At 60.1% G+C, this 19323-nt stretch carries 15 protein-coding genes; 5 read left to right on the forward strand and 10 right to left on the reverse strand.

Features of this window, described 5'->3' with window-relative positions:
* Positions 1-31: 31 nt before the first annotated feature.
* The 4 genes from HMPREF3143_RS00820 to HMPREF3143_RS00835 all read right to left on the reverse strand — a co-directional run bounded on the left by HMPREF3143_RS00820 (position 32) and on the right by HMPREF3143_RS00835 (position 6248).
* Entirely contained in the window at positions 32-577 is a 546-nt protein-coding gene (locus HMPREF3143_RS00820; RefSeq protein WP_070531379.1) for an SMI1/KNR4 family protein, read from the reverse strand.
* Entirely contained in the window at positions 571-4785 is a 4215-nt protein-coding gene (locus tag HMPREF3143_RS00825; RefSeq protein WP_252909055.1) for an RHS repeat-associated core domain-containing protein, read from the reverse strand. Before HMPREF3143_RS00825 ends, HMPREF3143_RS00820 begins: the two co-directional genes overlap by 7 nt.
* 17 nt (positions 4786-4802) lie before the next feature.
* Entirely contained in the window at positions 4803-5240 is a 438-nt protein-coding gene (locus HMPREF3143_RS00830) for a DcrB-related protein (protein ID WP_070531382.1), read from the reverse strand.
* A gap of 117 nt (positions 5241-5357) precedes the next feature.
* Positions 5358-6248 carry an oxidoreductase gene (locus HMPREF3143_RS00835; RefSeq protein ID WP_070531386.1) on the reverse strand — a complete coding sequence of 297 codons (891 nt, stop codon included), beginning with the start codon at positions 6246-6248 and terminating at the stop codon, positions 5358-5360.
* A gap of 104 nt (positions 6249-6352) precedes the next feature.
* Here HMPREF3143_RS00835 and HMPREF3143_RS00840 point away from each other — a divergent pair, with 104 nt between their 5' ends.
* Positions 6353-7474 (forward strand): YbdK family carboxylate-amine ligase, encoded by a 1122-nt coding sequence (locus HMPREF3143_RS00840; protein ID WP_070531390.1) that lies wholly within the window; start codon positions 6353-6355, stop codon positions 7472-7474.
* Here HMPREF3143_RS00840 and HMPREF3143_RS00845 read toward each other — a convergent pair.
* The 3 genes from HMPREF3143_RS00845 to HMPREF3143_RS00855 all read right to left on the reverse strand — a co-directional run bounded on the left by HMPREF3143_RS00845 (position 7404) and on the right by HMPREF3143_RS00855 (position 14422).
* Positions 7404-10559, reverse strand: coding sequence for an efflux RND transporter permease subunit (locus HMPREF3143_RS00845; protein WP_070531393.1), 3156 nt, complete (start codon positions 10557-10559; stop codon positions 7404-7406). The two genes, HMPREF3143_RS00840 and HMPREF3143_RS00845, sit on opposite strands and share 71 nt — an antisense overlap.
* A gap of 9 nt (positions 10560-10568) precedes the next feature.
* Positions 10569-11630, reverse strand: coding sequence for an efflux RND transporter periplasmic adaptor subunit (locus HMPREF3143_RS00850; RefSeq protein WP_070531396.1), 1062 nt, complete (start codon positions 11628-11630; stop codon positions 10569-10571).
* 83 nt (positions 11631-11713) lie between these two features.
* Positions 11714-14422, reverse strand: coding sequence for a cation-transporting P-type ATPase (locus HMPREF3143_RS00855; protein ID WP_070531400.1), 2709 nt, complete (start codon positions 14420-14422; stop codon positions 11714-11716).
* Positions 14423-14910: 488 nt separating this feature from the next.
* On the opposite strand from HMPREF3143_RS00855, the gene HMPREF3143_RS00860 reads away from it, so the two are divergent.
* Positions 14911-15159 (forward strand): DUF1158 domain-containing protein, encoded by a 249-nt coding sequence (locus HMPREF3143_RS00860; RefSeq protein ID WP_013097677.1) that lies wholly within the window; start codon positions 14911-14913, stop codon positions 15157-15159.
* A gap of 54 nt (positions 15160-15213) precedes the next feature.
* On the opposite strand, the gene HMPREF3143_RS00865 is transcribed toward HMPREF3143_RS00860, so the two are convergent.
* On the reverse strand, positions 15214-15555 hold the full coding sequence (locus tag HMPREF3143_RS00865) for a RamA family antibiotic efflux transcriptional regulator (RefSeq protein WP_010428317.1): 342 nt from the start codon (positions 15553-15555) through the stop codon (positions 15214-15216).
* Between the two features lie 32 nt (positions 15556-15587).
* On the reverse strand, positions 15588-16691 hold the full coding sequence (locus HMPREF3143_RS00870; RefSeq protein WP_070531403.1) for an MBL fold metallo-hydrolase: 1104 nt from the start codon (positions 16689-16691) through the stop codon (positions 15588-15590).
* A gap of 190 nt (positions 16692-16881) precedes the next feature.
* Here HMPREF3143_RS00870 and HMPREF3143_RS00875 point away from each other — a divergent pair, with 190 nt between their 5' ends.
* From HMPREF3143_RS00875 to nfsB, 3 genes are all read left to right on the forward strand, one after another.
* A complete protein-coding gene (locus HMPREF3143_RS00875) occupies positions 16882-17472 on the forward strand; it encodes a TetR/AcrR family transcriptional regulator (RefSeq protein ID WP_070531406.1) in 591 nt (196 codons plus the stop codon).
* Complete coding sequence (locus tag HMPREF3143_RS00880) at positions 17462-17830, forward strand: MmcQ/YjbR family DNA-binding protein (protein ID WP_023293103.1); 369 nt, start codon at positions 17462-17464, stop codon at positions 17828-17830. Before HMPREF3143_RS00875 ends, HMPREF3143_RS00880 begins: the two co-directional genes overlap by 11 nt.
* 120 nt (positions 17831-17950) lie before the next feature.
* Entirely contained in the window at positions 17951-18604 is a 654-nt protein-coding gene (nfsB, locus tag HMPREF3143_RS00885; protein ID WP_021241586.1) for an oxygen-insensitive NAD(P)H nitroreductase, read from the forward strand.
* A 27-nt stretch (positions 18605-18631) separates the two neighbouring features.
* Here nfsB and HMPREF3143_RS00890 read toward each other — a convergent pair whose 3' ends face one another.
* Entirely contained in the window at positions 18632-19234 is a 603-nt protein-coding gene (locus tag HMPREF3143_RS00890; protein ID WP_032663988.1) for a hypothetical protein, read from the reverse strand.
* Between the last annotated feature and the right edge of the window lie 89 nt (positions 19235-19323).

Consider the following 19323-nt stretch of genomic DNA (forward strand, 5'->3'; position numbering starts at 1 on the left):
CTTCGCCAGGATCACCGCAAGTACACTTTTATTAAAAATCAAGATCGACTTTAACTACTCCTGATGCATCTATTTTATCATCCCGCGCAGTAAGCATATCAACAAACTCATCGAAGGAGTTTGCTATTTTCGTCAGCCCGGAGGTCACTACTGAATCATTGAATATTGGATCAGACTCGTGATCCCAAAACCAGATCTCTCCCGACATACCTCCCTTGAGGCAAAGACAGATTTGATTATCACCAGACGAGGCTCCTATCGGTAACCATTGATCGCGAAAATCATTCCGGTATGTATCAGCCATTTCAAAGACAGTATATTCTTTACCCGATTCTGCAAGGCCGTACAAAGACTCAAGCGTATCGTTTCCTTGCTCATCAGACCACGGAGATGGTTGTGACGCTTTGAAAACAACATTTACCTCAAAAAGAACTGAAACGCCAAAATGAAGTAAATAGGCACGATAACTTTCAGGAATTGGCCCTATTGATGTTTCTAATGTATTTAAACTCTTTTTCAGTTCATCTAATGGTAATGGCGTCGGTTTCGCTCCAAAGCGCTCTAATTTTTTCAACATTTTCCTTTCCTCCTCATATCTGATGCGGAGCCAATATGTGGCACATTGCCATGAAGATCTCTTGGGACAAGAATTATAGTATTCGCACTCAGATGATGTGGAGTAAGCATTTTTTCCCTTAACAAATTCTGAGCCGCTTTCTGTGTAATGCCTTTTTTCTCTGCAATGGCACTATATACTTTTGAAAAATCTTTATCCGTCCCATTCAGCACACCATCTTCGAAAGTAAGTGTACCTTTTGACCACGCAGAAAAATCAGGCCTTCCATCACTGAAAGGTATAGGCTGGTTCGATGTAACTGCATTAACTTTGTCATTATATGAATACCAGTTACTTTCTCCTGGTATTCCGTCCCAATGGCCATTATTTCTTGGGAGCCTGACACCTGCTAACCCCCATGGATCAATCCACCCCAACGGGTTCGGCGCATACTGATAAAGGTTCCACCCACCGTTCAACCCAATCGGATCCTGCACAATAAACCGCCCGACCTGCGGGTCGTAGTAGCGGAACAGGTTATAGTGCAGCCCCGTTTCCCCGTCAGCGTACTGCCCGGCATAGCGAAGCGGCTGGTGTGGCATTGCCGAGCGATTCACAAGCCGTGAGAACCCTTCGCTCTGGTGGCGCACTTCGCCAAAGCTGCCGTACTGGCCGCTCCAGCGCACCGCGCCGCGCTCGTCGGTTATTTCCAGCGGCGCGCCGTTCAGGTCGGTGTTGAACCAGTAAATCTCACCGCTGCTCTGATCACGAAGGTGATCCACCCGCGCCAGCGGGCTCCAGGCCTCATTCGGGTCGTATACATAGGTGCTGCACAGCCCGCTCTCCTGCTGCTCCTGCAGCAGGCGGTAGCCCTGCCACAGGAAGCGGGTGTCGGTGGTGCCGTGCGTCGTGGTGACGATTTTGCGCGTGCGGCGGCCCAGCGCGTCGTAGTGATAGCGCGCCTCAAACCGCCCTTCCGGCCCGGTTCCCCGGGCGGACACCAGACGGTTCTCGGCGTCATACGCATAATGCTGTTCATACAGCCCGTTGCGGCGGCTGACCAGGTTGCCCCAGTGGTCGTATTTCATGAACAGCGCCTGCCAGTGCTGCAGGCGGTTATCCGTGACCGGTACCGGATCGTCACTGGCGGCGAGGTTATCCGCGGCGTCGTAGCTGTACTGCGCGCGGCTGTGCCCCTGTCGGGCCTCGTAGTGCTTCAGCAGACGCCCTTCGGCATCGTAGCCGTAGTCCACCTCTCCGCGCAGGGTGTCGCTGACGCCGGAAAGCTCGCCGCGCGCGGTGTAGCGATAGAGGCGTTCCAGCAGCGCCTGCTCCGGCAGGGTCACGTCCGTGCTCAACTCGCTGCGCTGCAGGGTGCGTCTGCCGAGGCTGTCATACTGACGGAACTGCTCGCGCGCGCCCTGGGTGCGGCGCACCTCGCGGTGCAGGCGGTCGCGGGTGAACTCGGTCACCAGCTGCTGCCCGAAGCGGATGGCGCTGACGTGGCCGGAGCCGTAGTGCAGCCAGGCCAGCTTTTGCTCGCCGGGCAGGGTCAGGCCGGTCAGGTAGCTCAGGGCATCCCATTCGTAGCCCACCGCGCCGTTAATGCCGGACTCACTCAGCACGCGCCCGGCGGCGTGGCGGTAAGCGATCTCATCGCTTTCGATACCCAGGGCAACGCCTTCGGCCGTCGGCGTGCGGCGAATGCGGGTGATCTGGCCGCTCAGATCGCGGAAGTAGCGGTACTCCGCGTGGCGCTGGGTGCGCCCGATCAGCAGCCCGCTGTCGTCATAGCTGAACTGCTGGACGCGCCGGGCGATGCCGCCGTCGGCGGCAGGCCGGCCGTTTTCTTCGAGCGCGCAGAGGAACCCTCGCGCGTCCCATTCCATATGGCGCACGGTCTCGTCCGGGCGCGTTTCGCTGAGCGGGCGGCCCACGGCGTCGTAGGTGAAGCGGTATTCCACCCCGTTGCCGTTATCGAGTCGCAGCAGGTTACCGCGCGGGTCGTAGCGCCACTGGCGCACGCGGCCAATACGGTCGGTGAGGCTGACCGGGAGGCCGAGCGCGTTATAGGCCCAGCTAACCTCGCTTTCCAGCGGGTCGCGCCAGCCCGTGAGCTGGCCGCGTTCGTTCCACACCAGCGACTCGCGGCTGCCGTCCGGATGGATCACGGCGCTCAAAAGTCCGGCACGGCTCCACTCCCGGCGCGTGATGTTCCCTTCCGCATCCTCACTGGCAATCAGCTGCCCGAATCGGTCGTAGGTGAAGCGGGTCACGCTCCCGGAGCAGTCGGTGCGCTGCGTCAGCAGCCCCTGGTGGTTCCAGACCAGGCGCACCACGCCGCCGATGGCGTCGGTGATGCTTTCCGGCAGGTTTTCTTCATCGTCGGGATAGCGATACGCGGTGGTGCTACCGACCGGGTCGGTTTCCGACAGCAGGCGACCGCGAAGGTCGTACATGGCCTGCGATGAGGTGCCGTCCGGGTATACCGTGCAGGTGATGCGGTCGGTCAGGCGATGCCAGTGATACTCCGTGCGGCGGCCCGCCGGGTCCGTCTCGCTGGTCATGCGGCCGTATTTGTCCCACGTGCTGCGGCGCATCGCACCGCCGGGCAGGATGACGTCGCAGAGCTCGCCGTCGCGGTAGACAAACGTCGTCTGGCGACCGTCGTAATCCGTGAAGCGGGCAACGTTGTCGTCGTCATCCACCAGCCAGTGCGCCTGCGCGCCGTCTTCGCGAGTCGCACGGCGGGTGCCGTTATCAAAATCGTATTCGAGCGTCAGCTGTTCGCCGCCGCTGTGGCGGAAGCCGACCACGCGCGGCAGGCCGTCAATCTCCCGCCAGCGATATTCGCTCAACAGGCCGTTGGCGTCCTCGTGGGCGCTCATCAGCCCGTCCTGCCAGCGGAAGCGTCGGCGCACGCTACCGCCCCGGCCGGTCACACAGACCAGCTGGCGCTGTTCATCATAAGCGTAACTGACCAGGCAGATCTCGTCATCCAGCCAGACGCCGAGGAGCCTGTCGCGGTCGTAGCGGCAGACCACGCGCTGGCCCGCGCCGTCGGTCAGGGCATGCAGGGTATGATCCGCATTCCACTCGAAGAGGATCTCGTTGCCACAGGGTTCAGAGAGGCGCTGAAGCAGCGACGGTGCATCATCCTTAAGCGGCGCATAGTGCCAGCGCTCGCCGCTGACGTCATACACCGACCAGCTGTCGTCCTGATGATGTTCAAGCCAGATTTTTTCGCTTTCGCAGTAGGTGCGCAGCCCTCTAGGGACCTTCGGGAAGGCGACGTAATCGCCGGACGGCGCGCGCCACACCAGCCCGTCCTGATAATGCTCCAGGCGGCTTTCCCAGAACAGGCTCCAGCCGCGGCCCAGCACGCTGTCGCCGGGGTTGCCGCTGCGCCAGTAGCGCTGCCAGCGCACCGGCAGGCGGGAAGGAAGAACGAAATCAAGCTCATCATCCCCGCTGAGAAACTTCTGTCCGCTGACGATATCCACCGGGCGAGCGATGATCCCCGCGGCCGCCACGCCGGTCATCAGCGTGCCGGCGCGACAGGCGATACGGGCCAGCTTGTTGATACCGGGGATTTTGCCCAGCAGCTTAGAGAGCGCCCCGACTTTACCCGCGGCACCGCCCCACCCGCCAATAAGCCCGGCGAACAGCAGGGTAAGATCGGAGACTTTGTAGAGCCACTCGGGGACTTCAGACTGAATGGGCAGGGTTTGCTGCGGGTCGCCGCCGATAATGACGTTGTTCGAACCGGTCATCACCTTCGCGTCGCAGGTGGTGCGATCCCCGATGCGTGCCGCAGGCAGGCCGTTGATAGAGACCCGCGAAGAGCCTTCGGCCATCTGCTGCGAGCCGTCGTCAGAGCACTTCACCGTGCTGTCTGTTGCCATGGCTGCGGGTTTACCATTGATATACACATTGGGCGAGCCGGAGGTGATGACGCCTTTCTTCGTCATGCTGGATGCCCCGGCGTCCGCGATGCTGTCCCGGGCGGCGGTCGCCAGCTCCCCGGTGTAATACCCCACGGCCAGGCTGGCGCCGACGAGCAGGACGCCCACGCCAAGACAGGATGCGCCGAGACCGGCAATAAACATGGCCCCCGCCAGAATGCCCCCGGCGGCAGCAATCAGGCCACCGACAATCGTTCCGGCAATCATCCCGGCCAGCGCACCGGAGTGGCCGATATCATCGCCAACGCGTGCTGCTTCAAACATAACAACTGTCCCTGGTGTTAATGGTGGAAGCGGAAGCTCCTGAGAAGATCGCCAAACAGCGCGCTGTCGACATCGCCCGGCGCGCGGGTGCAGGTCATGGTGAAGACCAGAATGTTATCGCTGTCGACATTAAATACGGCCTGCTGCTGCCAGATGCGTTTCCCGTCGCGCAGGTAGCTGGCATGGACAATTTCACCCAGGGAAAGATTATCGCCAAGCGTAGCGGCGCTGCGCTCCCCCTGCTTCCAGCCCTTGATGTGTTTTTCCATCAGGTCAAGCTGGCGATCGATATACGCGGCAAGCGCTTCGCCGGGGTTGAGGGCATCGCGGGAGATGTTGAACGCCGGCGCATCCGCAGCGGGCGGCGCGAATACGTTGACGGTACGATCCTGATAACCCTCAGGAAAGGTGATCTGTCCTTCACTGAACAGGCACTGCGAATGTTGTTCTGACATTGAGCGGGTCCCACCACATATTTTCAGAAGCGGCAAGTTTCGCATATGTGTTTAAGGCTGACTATCCCCAGATTATTGCCCAACGCCAGCCCTCGCCGAACGGAAAAACAGTAACCGTTAACCCGGCCCCTCGCTCCCCGCCGCCAGCAGCGGCACCACCACGTCGCTGATGGGCACCGCAATGCCGTGTTTGCGGCCGTAGCGCTGGATCACGCAGTTGCGGATGTCCCACTCCATCGGGCGAGCCGCCTGACGGTCAGCGAGAATCGACGTGCCGAGGTCCTCAGGCGCGCGCTGAAAGTTCGCCAGAATCTCCTGCGCCACGTCATCGGCCAGCTTCGCCCCCTCGGCGCGGGCGACAATAAGCCCTTCCCGCAGATAGGCCAGCGCAAGTTCGCTGATATCCTCGCGCCTGAACATCCCGGCACGGCGGTTAGCGAGCACCATCAGCCCGGCGACCGCGTTTTGCAGCAGCTTGCGCCAGGCGACGGTGGGGAAATCCGCCGAGAGTTCAACCGCGCAGCGCGTATCGCGAAGCGCCTCCACCACCCGCTGCGCCTGCGGCACGTCCGGCAGCGTCAGGCGCGGCTTCGCCCGTAGCCAGACGGAGGCATCCGGCTCGCGCTGCGCCGGGAACCAGACCACCGACGGCAGCACCGTTGCGCCACTGACCAAAGGCTCAAGCTGCGCCTTCTGCTCTACGCCATTTTGCAGCGCGCAGACCACGGTATTTTCATCGCAAAGGGCGCGCAGCCACCCGGCGCTGTCGGCATTTTGCGTCGTTTTTACCGCGATAAACACGAGGTCAACGGGGCGCGTGATGGCCGCTGGATCGGTTAATACCGGACCGGGCACCACCGTTTCACCCTCATCGTGACGCAGGCGTAATTCCGGATGCGCGGTGCGTCCGCAGAGCAGCGGCGTGCGGCCCGCGTCATGCAACACCGCGGCAATGGTGGTGCCAATCGCACCGGGACCAATCAGCGCAATGGTTGGATAGTCAGACATGAGTCACTCCCCTTTTGCTAAGCCTGCTATCAGTTATACCACCCTGAGGCGAGCGCGCTACACCCGTTGTCTATACTCAACATTCACAGACAACGGAGTGCGCCATGCCTTTACCCGATTTTAAATCCTCTGAACCGTTCACCCTTGGCATCGAGCTCGAACTGCAGGTGGTTAACCCGCCGGGGTACGATCTCAGCCAGGACTCCTCCGCGCTCATCGCCGCCGTCAAAGACGACATCAAAGGCGGTGAAGTCAAACACGACATCACCGAAAGCATGCTCGAAATCGCCACCGGCGTGTGTCAGACCATCGATCAGGCGGCGGCGCAGTTCTCGGTGATGCAGCAGAGCATCCTGCGCGCGGCGGCGGAGCAGCACATCCAGATCTGCGGCGGCGGGACGCATCCGTTCCAGAAATGGCAGCGTCAGGAGGTGTGCGACGACGAGCGCTATAACGTCACGCTGGAGCGCTTTGGCTACCTGATTTTGCAGGCGACGGTGTTCGGCCAGCACGTGCACGTCGGCTGCCGGACCGGAGATGACGCGATTTACCTGCTGCACGGCCTGTCGCGCTTTGTACCGCACTTTATTGCCCTGGCGGCCGCCTCGCCGTACATGCAGGGCACGGACACGAAGTTCTCCACGTCGCGGCTCAACATCTTCTCCGGGTTCCCGGATAACGGACAGATGCCGTGGGTCAACAGCTGGCAGGAGTTCGAAGGGCTGTTCCGCCGCCTGAGCGCCACCAGCATGATCGACAGCATCAAAGATCTGCACTGGGATATTCGCCCCAGCCCGCATTTTGGCACCGTGGAGGTGCGGGTGATGGATACGCCGCTGACGCTCGGCCACGCGATTAACATCGCCGGGCTGATTCAGGCCACGTCGCACTGGCTGCTGACCACGCGGCCGTATAAGCATCAGGAAAAGGATTTTCTGCTCTACCGTTTTAACCGTTTTCAGGCGTGTCGCTACGGGCTGGAGGGGATCCTGACGGACGTGCACACCGGCGAGCACAAAACCGTGGCGGAAGATATCGCCTGGCTGCTGGAGCAGGTGGCGCCGTCGGCCGAGAAGCTCGGCGCGACAAGCGCAATCAATGAAATTGCCCTGCTGTTAAAGCAGGGCAAGAGCGAGGCGCAGCGCATGCGGGACTTTATCGCCGACGGCGGCTCGCTGATTTCTCTGGTGCAGAAACACTGCGAGCTGTGGGCGACGAGTCCGTAAGGCCGTGACCCCACTCCCGCAGGCGCTGGAACAGCACGAACAGCGCGGGGATGAACAGAATCCCCACCACGGTCGCCACCAGCATGCCGCTGAAGACCGTGGTGCCGATGATGCGGCGGCTCTGGGCACCCGCCCCGGTCGCCAGCATCATCGGCAAAACGCCGATAATGAACGACACGGCGGTCATCATCACCGCCCGGAAGCGGCGCGAGGCCCCTTCCCGCGCGGCATCGACAATCGCCATTCCGTCCATACGCCGCGCGCGGGCGAACTCGACGATAAGAATCGCGTTCTTGGCCGCTAACGCGATCAGCAATACCAGACCAATCTGCACGTACACGTCGTTGGCGTAGCCCGCCAGCCACAGCCAGACCAGCGCCCCACCGAGGGCGAACAGCACCGAGAGCATCACGCTTGCCGGGAGCGTCCAGCTCTCGTACTGGGCGACGAGGAACAGCCACGCCATCACCACCGCCGCCAGCACGATCCAGATCGCCTGATTACCTGTCTGCTGCTCCTGGTACGACATACCGCTCCAGGCGTAGTCGTAGCCGGCCGGCAGGCTTTCCGCCAGGAGCTCGCCCATCGCCGCCATCGCGGTGCTGCTGCTCACCCCAGCCGCTGCCGAGCCGCTCACCGATACGGACGGGAACTGGTTGTACTGCTGCAGGAACGGCGCGCCGACGGTCGGCGTGATGGTGACGAGGTTGCTCAGGCGCACCCGCTCGCCGCTGTTGCTGCGCACGAACAGCTCGCCGATCTGCTCTGCGCGCTCGCGCCACTGCATCTCGTTCTGCATTACCACGTGGTAGACGCGGTTGTTGATGCTGAAATCCCCGGCGCGGGTGCCGCCAAAGGCGGTTTGCAGGCTGCTGAAGATGCGCGATACCGGCACGTCGAGGCGGGCGGCGCGCTCGCGGTCAACGGTCAGCGTCAGCTGCGGCACGTTGCTGCTCCAGGTGGTGAACACGCGGCTCAGCTGCGGGTGCTGGTTGGCTTTCATCAGCACCTCGCGAGTGACGCGCTCCAGCTCCGCCAGGCTCTGCCCCGCCTGGGCCTGGATGCGCAGGTCGAAGCCCGAGGCGTTGCCCAGCCCCGGCAGCGTCGGCGGCGCGAAGGTCATGATGGTCGCCTCCGGCAGGGCCAGCAGCTGGCGCTGAAGGGTACCCATCACCTCATCCAGCGGCGGACGCGCGCTCCAGTCTTTGAGCATGATGGAGATAAACCCGCCGTTGGAGGCGCTGGTGCCGTTGAGGATGTTAAACCCGGAGACCTGAATCACGTCTTCCACCGCCGGATTTTGGGCGATCAGCTCCCGCGCGGTGGTCATCACCGCTTCGGTGCGCTCCAGCGAAGCCGCTTCCGGCAGCTGAACGCTGGCGAAGAAGTAGCCCTGGTCCTCCTGGGGCAGGAAGCCCTTTGGCATCGACATGAAGCTGAATACCACCACCGCCGCCGCGCCTGCGGTGGCCAGCAGCGCCAGCCACGGACGGAGGTTGAACACGCTCACGATCCGGGTGTAAAGCGTGCGCGTGGCGTCCAGCCCGCGGTTGAACCCACGGAAAACGGCGGCGGGCTGTGCCGGACGCGGGCGCAGCAGCAGCGCGCAGAGCGCGGGCGTCAGGGTCAGCGCCACCAGGCTTGAGAGCGTGACGGCGGTCGAGAGCGTCACCGCGAACTGGCGGTACAGCTCGCCCACGATCCCTGGCAGGAGCGCCACCGGTACAAACACCGCCAGCAGCACCAGCGTAGTGGCAATCACCGGCCCGGCAATCTGGCGCAGCGCCAGCGCGGTCGCCGCCGTGCGGCTTTGCCCTTCCGCCATCAGGGTTTCGACGCTCTCCACCACCACGATGGCGTCATCCACCACCATGGTCAGCGCCAGAATGATGGCGAACAGGCTCAGCGTATTGGCGGAGTAGCCGAGCGTATAGAGCACCGCGTAGGTGCCCACCAGCGACACCGGAATGGCAAGGGCGACAATCAGCGTCGCGCGCCAGCTTTGCAGGAACAGGGACACCACGACCACCACCGCCAGCATCGTCAGCGCCAGCGAGACGCCAATCTCTTTGATGGTGGCGGCCACAAACGAGGTGGTGTCGAATTTGACTTCATAGACCAGATCGTCCGGGAAGCGCGTGGATAACCGTTCCAGCTCCGCGCGCACCGCGTCGGCCACGCGCAGGGCGTTGGCGGACGGCGTCGGGTAGATACCCAAATAGGCGGAGTCGTGCCCGTTCAGCTGCGCGCCGGAGCTGTAGCTGCGCGAGCCGAGCTCGATGGTGGCGACGTCCTTCAGGCGCACCAGCTGGCCCATTTCCCCCGCGCGGATGATGATATCGGCAAACTCGTCGGCCTGGCTTAAGCGCCCCAGCCCGTTGATGGTCAGGGTCTGCTGCTGGCCGTTAAACACCGGCGGGGTGCCCACCTGGCCGGCCGCCCCCTGCACGTTCTGCTCTCGCAGCGCCTGCGCCACGTCATCGGTGGTAACGTTCAGGGCGTTCATGCGGTCCGGGCGCAGCCAGATGCGCATGCTGTAGTCGCGCGCGCCGAACATCTGCACCTGCCCCACGCCGGGCAGACGCGACAGCGCCTCGCGCACCTGGGTGCTGGCGTAGTTGCTGACGAACAGCAGCGTGTGGGTATTATTCGGTGAGTAAAGACTTACCCCCATCATCAGGTTGGTGGCGCGCTTGCGCACCTGCACGCCGTTTTGCTGCGCCTCGGTCGGCAGCTGCGCCACGGCCTGCGCCACGCGGTTCTGCACGTCGATGGCGGCAAGGTCCGGATCGGTCCCCGCCGCAAAGGTGATGTTCAGGCTGTAAGTGCCTTCGTCCGAACTGGTGGACTCCATGTAGAGCATATGGTCCACGCCGTTCAGCTGCGTCTCCAGCGGCGTGGCGATGGCCTCCGCCACGTCAGCGGAGCTGGCACCGGGCCAGCTGGCAGAGACGTTCACCACCGGCGGCGCGATCTGCGGGTACTGCTCCACCGGAATAATCCTCAGCGCAATGGCCCCCAGCAGGGTGATGACCAGCGCAATCACCATCGCGAAGCGCGGGCGTTTGATGAAAAACGTCAGCATGATGGCTCCTTAATTCAGTATCTGGACAGCAGCGCCGGGCTGCACGCGCTGCGCGCCGTCAGTAATCGCTCGCTCACCGGGATTCACGCCAGAGGTGATCTGGAACTGCTGGCTAATCTGACCAGCCACGTTCAGCGGGCGCATTTCGGCGTTGCCGTCGGCATTAACCACCCAGGCAAAGAAGCCGTCGCCGTTCTGCTGGACCGCTGCGGCAGGCAGGGTCAGCACCGGCTGCTCGCTTGCCGGGCGCAAAAACACGTTCACATTGCCGCCGGGCAGCAGCTGATGGCGCGGATTGGCAAACTCGGCGCGCAGCATCACGCTGGCGGTACGCGGGTCAATGCGGTTATCCACTGACGTCAGCTCGCCGCTGATGCGCTGGCCGTTGCTGTCGATCAGCGCCTGCCAGGCACGCTTCATGGCGTTAATATCCGCATGCTGTCCGGCTTTGGCGGCAAACGCCCCCTCTTCCAGCGCAAAGGCGATGCGGATCGGGTCAAGCTGCACCACCTCCACCAAAACGCCGCTCGCCGGGTTGACCAGGCTACCCACGTGGAAGCTGCTGTGCCCCACGCGGCCGTCAATCGGCGAGGTGATGCGGGTGTAGCTCAGGGTGACGCGGCGGGCGTCGAGCCGGGCCTTCGCCTGCTCGAGGGCTGCGCTGGCGACGTCGCGCTGCATGCGGGCGTTGTCCACGTCGTGGCGGCTGATGGCGTTGCTGCTGCCGAGACTTTCAAAGCGGGAAAGCTGCTGCTGCGCCTGGCGCAGCGTGGCTTCGGCGCTTTTCACTTCGGCCTGCGCCAGGCGCAGGGCGGCGCGCGGCTCGGCGTCGTCCAGCTCAAACAGCACGTCGCCTTTTTTCACGTACTGCCCGTCGCGGAAGTGGATTTTGGCGATCGCGCCTTCCGTGCGTGCGCGTAGCTCAACGGTGTGAATGGCTTCGATGCGGCCCGGGATCTGGCGCTCGGCGGCGTGGGCGGTTTGCTCCACGGTGGCGACGCGAACGGGAATGGCGGCGAATGCGGGTTGCAGGGTACTGACAAGAAGTGCTAACAGGACCGGGAATTTCATGGGAGTACCTCAGCGTTGTTTCTCCCCCCACCCCGGCCCTCTCCCCTGTGGGGAGAGGGTTAGGGTGGGGGGGAAGGTTTTCGTTATGCAGCCTTACGGAACCTGCGGGTCAGCCGCTTCTCGATTTCGACGACGAAGAACATCACGCCTGCAACGGCCAGGGTCACAAACCAGTAGCGCAGCGGCAGGGCTTCGGTACCGAACAGCATCTGCATAAACGGCAGGTAGATAATCGCCGCCTGGAGCAGGAACAGCACGCCCGTCACCAGCCAGATCCCTTTGTTCGCCAGCAGGCCGCGGTTGAGGGAGAACCCTTCGGTGTTGCGGCAGTTAATCATGTACACCCACTGGGCGCAGACCAGCATCTGCAGCAGCACGGTGCGGATGAACTCCGCGCTGTGGCCGCGCGGAGCCAGCCAGGCTTCCAGCGCAAAGGCGGCGATGGCAATCATGGTGCCGACGAAGGCCACGCGCCAGACGGCGTAGGCGTCCATCACGTGCTGGCCGGTCTGACGCGGCGGACGGCGCATGATGTTGCGCTCGGCGGCTTCAAAGGCCAGGCCGAAGGAGAGCGTGGCGGAGGTCGCCATGTTCATCCACAGGATCAGGACCGGCGTCAGCGGAATGATGTTCCCCGCCAGCAGCGCAATCACAATCAGCAGCCCCTGCGCCAGGTTGGTCGGCATGATGAACAGGATGGTTTTCTTCAGGTTGTCGTAAACGCGACGCCCCTCTTTCACCGCGCTGGCAATGGTGGCGAAGTTATCGTCCGTCAGGACCATGTCCGCCGCCTCTTTGGTCACTTCCGTGCCCTTAATGCCCATCGCAATGCCCACGTCCGCCTGACGCAGCGCCGGGGCGTCGTTCACGCCGTCACCGGTCATGCCGACAATTTCACCTTTGTCCTGCAGCGCTTTCACCAGGCGCAGCTTATGCTCCGGGCTGGTACGGGCGAAGATGTCATACTTCACCGCGGCTTCCGCCAGCGCGGCGTCGTCCATCTTCTCCAGCTCATAGCCGGTGACCGCCTGCTCGCTGTTGCTGATCCCCAGCATCTGCCCGATGCTCATTGCCGTCTGCGGGTGATCGCCGGTGATCATCTTCACGCGGATCCCCGCCTGCTGGCAGGCGTTAATCGCGTCAATCGCTTCCGGACGCGGCGGATCCATCATCCCGGCGATGCCGAGGAAGATCAGACCGTGGCTCAGGTCATCGTGCGTCAGTTCCTGCTCGCCGTTCGCCGACTTGAACGCCGCGGCGACCATGCGCAGCCCCTGACGGGCATAGCGCTCCATCTCGCTTTCCCAGTATGCGCGGTTGAAGGCTTCCGCACCGTTGCGGGTCTGCTGCTCGGCGCACAGGGCGAAAATGACGTCCGGCGCGCCGGTGATCAAAATCTGCTCCTCACCGCCAATCTGGTAGTGGGTGCTCATGTACTTGTACTGCGAGTCGAACGGGATTTTGTTAACCAGCGTGGTCATCACCGGCTCAAGGTTGGCCTTCGCCGCCAGCACCTTCAGCGCGCCCTCGGTTGGGCCGCCGGTGATGCCCCACAGCCCGCGATCGTCCTGAATCAGCTGGCTGTCGTTACACAGGTCGATGGTGCGCAGGTACTGCTCCAGCACGGTGCCCGGCTGGATGTGGACCGGCTCGTCGCTGCCTTCCAGGTAGAGGTTGCCCACCGGCTCGTAGCTGTTGCCGTCCACGCGGTAGCAGGCGTCGGCGGTGATGATAGCTTTGACCGTCATCTCGTTCATGGTCAGGGTGCCGGTTTTATCCGAGCAGACCACGGTCATCGCGCCAAGCGTTTCCACCGTCGGTAGCTTGCGGATGATGGCCCGCTTGCGCGCCATTGCCTGCACGCCCAGGGAGAGGATGATGGAGATAATCGCCGGCAGACCTTCCGGTACGGAGGCGACCGCCAGGCTAATCAGGGAGAGCAGCAGCTCGCCCATCGGGATCTCGCGGAACGCCAGGCTGAAAACAAACAGCGCGGCCATCATCGCCAGAATAATCGCGAAGATCGCCTTACCCAGCTTGTCCATTTGCACCAGCAGCGGCGTACGGTGCTTCTCGATACCCGCCATCATCTGGTTGATGTGGCCGAGTTCCGTATCCTGACCGGTGGCGGTGGCCACGCCGATGCCGCCGCCCGCGCTGACGGTCGTCCCGGAGAAGACCATATTGGTGCGATCGCCCAGCGGTAATTCGCCGCTCAGCGGATTAACGTGTTTATCCACCACGGTGGATTCACCGGTCAGAATCGCCTCTTCCACGCGTAAATTATGCGCTTCAATTAAACGCATATCCGCCGGAATACGATCTCCCGCGCGTAATACAATAATATCGCCCGGGACTATTTCAGTTGTGGGAATTGTTTCATGGTTGCCGTTACGAATAACGCGCGCCTCGCTGGCGAGCATATTACGAATACTCTTCAGGGATTTTTCCGCGTTACTTTCCTGAATATGACCAATTAAGGCATTGATTACCGCCACGCCCAAAATAACCAGCGTATCAACCCAGTGGCCCATTACTGCCGTTAATACGGCGGCGGCCAGCAGGACATAAATCAGGACATCATTAAAATGGGCCAGGAAACGCAGCCAGGCGGGTTTCCCTTTTTTCTCCGGCAGCGCGTTCGGCCCTGTTTTTTGCAGACGCGCCTGCGCCTCTGCACGGTCCAGACCGCTGGCCTGGCTCTGCGCGTGAGCAAGCACCTGCTCTACGGTCTGCTGGTATGCCAGCCCGCCGGAAGGCGGCACGTTCGGAATCACTTTTTTTTCAGTCATCGTATTTTTCCTTCAATTTCCGGTGAACAGAAGCCTGAATTCCTTTCGGGCTTAAATAAATTCATTTTAAAGTCTTGCGGGTAAAATTGATCTACCGCAATATAATGACTTCTCGGTTATTCAAAACTGATTAAAACTATTTCGATGATCTGATTTTTACAAAATATTTCTAAACCAAAACTAAACGAGGGGGAACCATGTGGGGTATTTATCGCGGGCGGAGACTGGTGTTATACGTTATCGCGGCCATTGTTATTGCCACGTTAATTGGTTATAGCACCTATACATTTGTAAAATTATTTTCCTGAGACGGACGTTTATTTACACTACGCGATAATTATTTAATCGCGTCTGGGATATTTATCTTTTTCTGTTAATTATTCACAGAATAGCGCATTCGTTTTATCCGTAAACGTGCGCCGGGTTTATATTGCTTTACGTTCCGGGATGCCGGACAATGACATTTTTAACTGACGATTAACATTACGATGAAACACCCGCTAGAATCGCTGCTCACCGCAGGCGGCATTTTATTGCTGGCACTGCTTTCATGCCTGCTGCTCCCTGCGCCTTCGCTTGGGCTGGTACTGGCGCAGAAGCTGGTTCAGACCTTTCACATGGTCGATCTTAACCAGCTCTATACCATTCTGTTCTGCGTGTGGTTTTTACTGCTCGGGGCGATTGAATTCTTTGTGCTGCGTTTCGTCTGGCGACGCTGGTTTTCACTGGCGTCGTGAGCCCATAAAAAGGCCGGGTGGCGGCTACGCCTTACCCGGCCTACACGCGACAGGTTAATGTGTCTGGCTATGGTTCTCTTTACGGTACGCGCCAGGCGGCTGGTTGAACGTGCGGGTAAAGATGCGGGTAAACGTCTGCTGCGAGTCAAACCCGTAACGCAGGCAGATGTCGTACACCCGGGCGTCGGATTCACGCAGATCGCGCGCCGCCAGCAGCAGCTTGCGTTCACGGATATAGCGCCCCAGACTCTCCCCTTTGTACTGCATAAACAACCGCTGCAGGTGCCACTTCGAGTAACCCGCGTGGCGGGCAATCTCTTCTATTCGTAATGGCTGGTGCAGATTGTCGTCGATCCATTCGACGATAGTGTCGATGACTTGAGCGGAAATGGTCATACTGCTGTCCCCCTCTGCTTCTCGCTTAAACATTATTCCCACCACGCACGAAAGGTTTGCGCGGTGTCGCTTACCCGGACGGGCTCGCCCAGTTCCGGCGTCAGCAACCGATAATTTTTATCCTGGCTGGCTTTTGCCAGCTGGATCAGCGGATCGTTCCAGGCGTGTTTCGCCAGCACGAAGCGTCCGTTATGCCCGGGCACCACGGCTTTCGCGTTCAGATCCGCCGAGGCCTGCGCCGTTTCCTCCGGCAGCATATGGATGTACTTCCAGTCCTGGTCGTACTGGCCGTTTTCCATGATGGCGACGTCCACTTCGCCAAACTGTTCACCGATGGCCCTGAAGTGCGGGCCGTAACCGGAATCCCCGCTGTAGTAAACCTTCTGCTCTGGCGTGACGAACATGAAGCTGCCCCACAAGGTGCGATCGCGTTTGATGCCGCGGCCGGAGAAGTGACGTGCCGGCAGAACGTGCACCGTCAACGCATCGCTGATGCGCACCGACTGGTTCCAGTCGCGTTCGTCAATAATCTCGGGCTTCATCCCCCAGTAACGCAGGTGGGAGCCGACGCCCAGCGGCGTCACCACCCGCTTCACCTTCGGCAGTAGCGCCCTGATGGTGGCGTAATCCAGATGATCGTAGTGATCGTGCGAGATAATCAGCAGGTCGATCGCCGGCATGATTTCAGCCCGCCACGGATACTCCCCGGCAAAGGCCTTATTGAGGAACGAGAACGGCGCGGCATAGTTGCCAAGAACCGGGTCAACCAGGATGCGTTTGCCCGCGAGCTGCAGATACCACGAGGAGTGACCGAGCCACACCAGGGTGTCCTGCTCCAGCGGCAGGCTCGCAAGATCGGTTTTCACCAGCGGCAGGGGCTGGGCCGGGCGAGCGTTTTCGGTTTTTTTGGTCAGAAACTCCCACATCGCGACCAGCATATTTTTGTCACCGTTATAACCCGGCGTCGGCAGCGTATTGTGGAATTTCCCCTCGCGATACTGTGGAGAGGCCTCCACTTCAGTAAGCCGTTCACCCTGCGGCGGCTGGCCGAATCCGGCATTCAGAACAAACGGTAAACTCGCGGCTGAAGCAATAATCATGATTAACACCACGCAGATGAAGAGAGGTTTTTTCATATCCTGACCCGAAAACGCGCCCCATCCGATAGCGTGCGCAGGGTAAACTTGATTATGAGTGAGTAAGCACTCATTATAGATGTGATGATAAAGTCGTCAAGACGTTTTCGATCTTTGACATTCCGCGTTGCAGCGTGTCAAAGCACGTGTTTCAATCAGGGTTTTTATAATTGACAGGAGGAAAAATTTAGTGGCACGTCCGAAGAGTGAAGATAAAAAACAGGCCTTACTGGACGCCGCAACCACGGCGTTTGCACAGTCAGGTATTGCCGCCTCAACGGCGCTCATTGCCCGTAAGGCGGGCGTCGCCGAAGGCACCCTGTTCCGCTACTTTGCTACGAAAGACGATCTGCTGAATGCCCTCTATCTGCACCTGAAGCAGGATCTCTGCCAGACCATGCTGGCGAACCTCGATCGCACCATCACGCTGCCCAAAGAACATACCCGCAATATCTGGAACAGCTATGTGGACTGGGGTATTCGTAACCCGGTTGCCCATGCGGCGTTCCGCCAGATTGGCGTCAGTGAAAAGCTGAGCGCCGAAACGGAACAGGCGGTGAAAGAGATGTTCCCGGAGCTGCATAAGCTCTGCCGCCGCTCGGTGCGTCAGGTGTTTATGTCTGATGAATTTAAAACGTTTGGCGATGCGCTTTTCTTATCGCTGGCCGAAAGCACGATGGAATTTGCCACCCGCGATCCGTCCCGCGCCGTTGAGTTTAAAGCGCTCGGCTTTGAGGTAATGTGGCGCGGGCTTGCCCAGGAAGAGAGCGATGGACAGTAAAACGTTGCAGGAACACGCAAAACGCGTGGCGCTGGAACTGCCGTTCACCGAACACTGCTGGCCGTTTGGGCCGGAGTTTGACGTGTTTAAAGTGGGCGGGAAAATTTTCATGATTGTGGCCGTCGCCCACGGGCGGCCGCACGTTAGCCTGAAGTCAGACCCGGAAAAATCGCTGTTAAATCAGCAGATTTATCGCGGCGTTGAACCGGGCTATCACCTCAACAAAAAGCACTGGATTTCCCTTTACGGTACGGACGACGTGACGCCGGAACTGGTTACCGATCTCATCAATGATTCCTGGCATCTGGTGGTGGATAAACTGCCGAAAAAAGACCAGAAGTGGATCCGGCCGGTCTGATTGTTCGTCTGAGACGAACAGATTAAGCGCTCGAATTGCCCTTATCTTTTCCCGCGTCCCGCTGTAATCTGCTCACCTTTCGCGCCCGCACGCGGGCGAATTTCATCATCAGGAGTTGTTATGGATATCATTTCTGTTGCGCTGAAACGCCACTCCACCAAGGCGTTCGACGCAAGCAAAAAACTGACCGCTGAAGAAGCGGAAAAAATCAAAACCCTGCTGCAGTACAGCCCGTCCAGCACCAACTCCCAGCCGTGGCACTTTATTGTCGCCAGCACCGAGGAAGGAAAAGCGCGCGTGGCGAAATCCGCGGCGGGCACCTATGTGTTCAACGAACGCAAAATGCTGGATGCTTCTCACGTGGTGGTGTTCTGCGCGAAAACCGCGATGGACGACGCCTGGCTGGAGCGCGTTGTCGATCAGGAAGAGGCCGATGGTCGCTTTAATACCCCGGAAGCGAAAGCGGCAAACCATAAGGGCCGTACCTACTTTGCCGACATGCACCGCGTGGATCTGAAAGATGACGACCAGTGGATGGCGAAGCAGGTTTACCTGAACGTCGGTAACTTCCTGCTGGGCGTGGCTGCGCTGGGCCTGGACGCGGTACCGATTGAAGGTTTCGACGCCGCGATCCTCGACGAAGAGTTTGGCCTGAAAGAGAAAGGCTTCACCAGCCTGGTGGTGGTGCCGGTTGGGCATCACAGCGTGGAAGATTTCAACGCCACGCTGCCGAAATCTCGCCTGCCGCTGAGCACGATTGTGACCGAGTGCTAAACAAAACGGGCCGCTCTGTGCGGCCCGTTACGCTTTACTGATGACTAACCTGCGATGTGGGTGCACATCACGATCGTGTCCCCAGGCAAACGCAATCCAGCGCTCTTCCAGCTCGGCATATGAGCTCACCGGCGTTAAGTGCCACTCTTCTCCTACCGTACCGTCAGCCACGCTTATCCGATAATTCATGCTGAACGCCCAGTCTATCATGCGTAACCAAAACCGCTGTCCGTCGCCGGTTTGTTCGCTGTCAGACACAACAATGTCGTATTCGCTTAGCACCCATTGAAAGAAGGATTGTGGTAAACCACTTATAACCCGCTGATGGACAGCGCGTGGCGTACGCCACACCATGACCTGTGTCGCAGCACCGTGGGGGAACGTAATTTCTTTATGAAACGTCAGCTTGACCGCATACGCCGTATAGGGTTTTCCGTCCTCGGTGGTCACGAGACGGTATTCATCGCCGTAGCGCGATTTTAACAAGCGATATCCCACAGGCAGCATAAATCCGGGCAGATGAAAATCCACCGTACCCCGCGCAAGAAACGCTTCGGTATGTTCGACGTTTCGGGAAATAAGGCCTAATTTTTGGCTGAAATCTGCGAAATCAATCATCAGTGGCGACATGGTGGTTTCTCATGGCGTGAGTATAGACGACTTAACACCCCGTCGAAATGATGTCGATTCAGTGATGGGTTTAAGTTAATCCCCACATT

This window comes from Enterobacter sp. HMSC16D10 (assembly GCF_001807145.1).
Classification (GTDB): domain Bacteria; phylum Pseudomonadota; class Gammaproteobacteria; order Enterobacterales; family Enterobacteriaceae; genus Enterobacter; species Enterobacter roggenkampii.

Bases quoted from the DNA above. Each gene is read 5' to 3' on its own strand.
- HMPREF3143_RS00820 (WP_070531379.1), bottom strand. From the start codon at position 577: ATGTTGAAAAAATTAGAGCGCTTTGGAGCGAAACCGACGCCATTACCA.
- HMPREF3143_RS00825 (WP_252909055.1), bottom strand. From the start codon at position 4,785: ATGTTTGAAGCAGCACGCGTTGGCGATGATATCGGCCACTCCGGTGCG.
- HMPREF3143_RS00830 (WP_070531382.1), bottom strand. From the start codon at position 5,240: ATGTCAGAACAACATTCGCAGTGCCTGTTCAGTGAAGGACAGATCACC.
- HMPREF3143_RS00835 (WP_070531386.1), bottom strand. From the start codon at position 6,248: ATGTCTGACTATCCAACCATTGCGCTGATTGGTCCCGGTGCGATTGGC.
- HMPREF3143_RS00840 (WP_070531390.1), top strand. From the start codon at position 6,353: ATGCCTTTACCCGATTTTAAATCCTCTGAACCGTTCACCCTTGGCATC.
- HMPREF3143_RS00845 (WP_070531393.1), bottom strand. From the start codon at position 10,559: ATGCTGACGTTTTTCATCAAACGCCCGCGCTTCGCGATGGTGATTGCG.
- HMPREF3143_RS00850 (WP_070531396.1), bottom strand. From the start codon at position 11,630: ATGAAATTCCCGGTCCTGTTAGCACTTCTTGTCAGTACCCTGCAACCC.
- HMPREF3143_RS00855 (WP_070531400.1), bottom strand. From the start codon at position 14,422: ATGACTGAAAAAAAAGTGATTCCGAACGTGCCGCCTTCCGGCGGGCTG.
- HMPREF3143_RS00860 (WP_013097677.1), top strand. From the start codon at position 14,911: ATGAAACACCCGCTAGAATCGCTGCTCACCGCAGGCGGCATTTTATTG.
- HMPREF3143_RS00865 (WP_010428317.1), bottom strand. From the start codon at position 15,555: ATGACCATTTCCGCTCAAGTCATCGACACTATCGTCGAATGGATCGAC.
- HMPREF3143_RS00870 (WP_070531403.1), bottom strand. From the start codon at position 16,691: ATGAAAAAACCTCTCTTCATCTGCGTGGTGTTAATCATGATTATTGCT.
- HMPREF3143_RS00880 (WP_023293103.1), top strand. From the start codon at position 17,462: ATGGACAGTAAAACGTTGCAGGAACACGCAAAACGCGTGGCGCTGGAA.
- nfsB (WP_021241586.1), top strand. From the start codon at position 17,951: ATGGATATCATTTCTGTTGCGCTGAAACGCCACTCCACCAAGGCGTTC.
- HMPREF3143_RS00890 (WP_032663988.1), bottom strand. From the start codon at position 19,234: ATGTCGCCACTGATGATTGATTTCGCAGATTTCAGCCAAAAATTAGGC.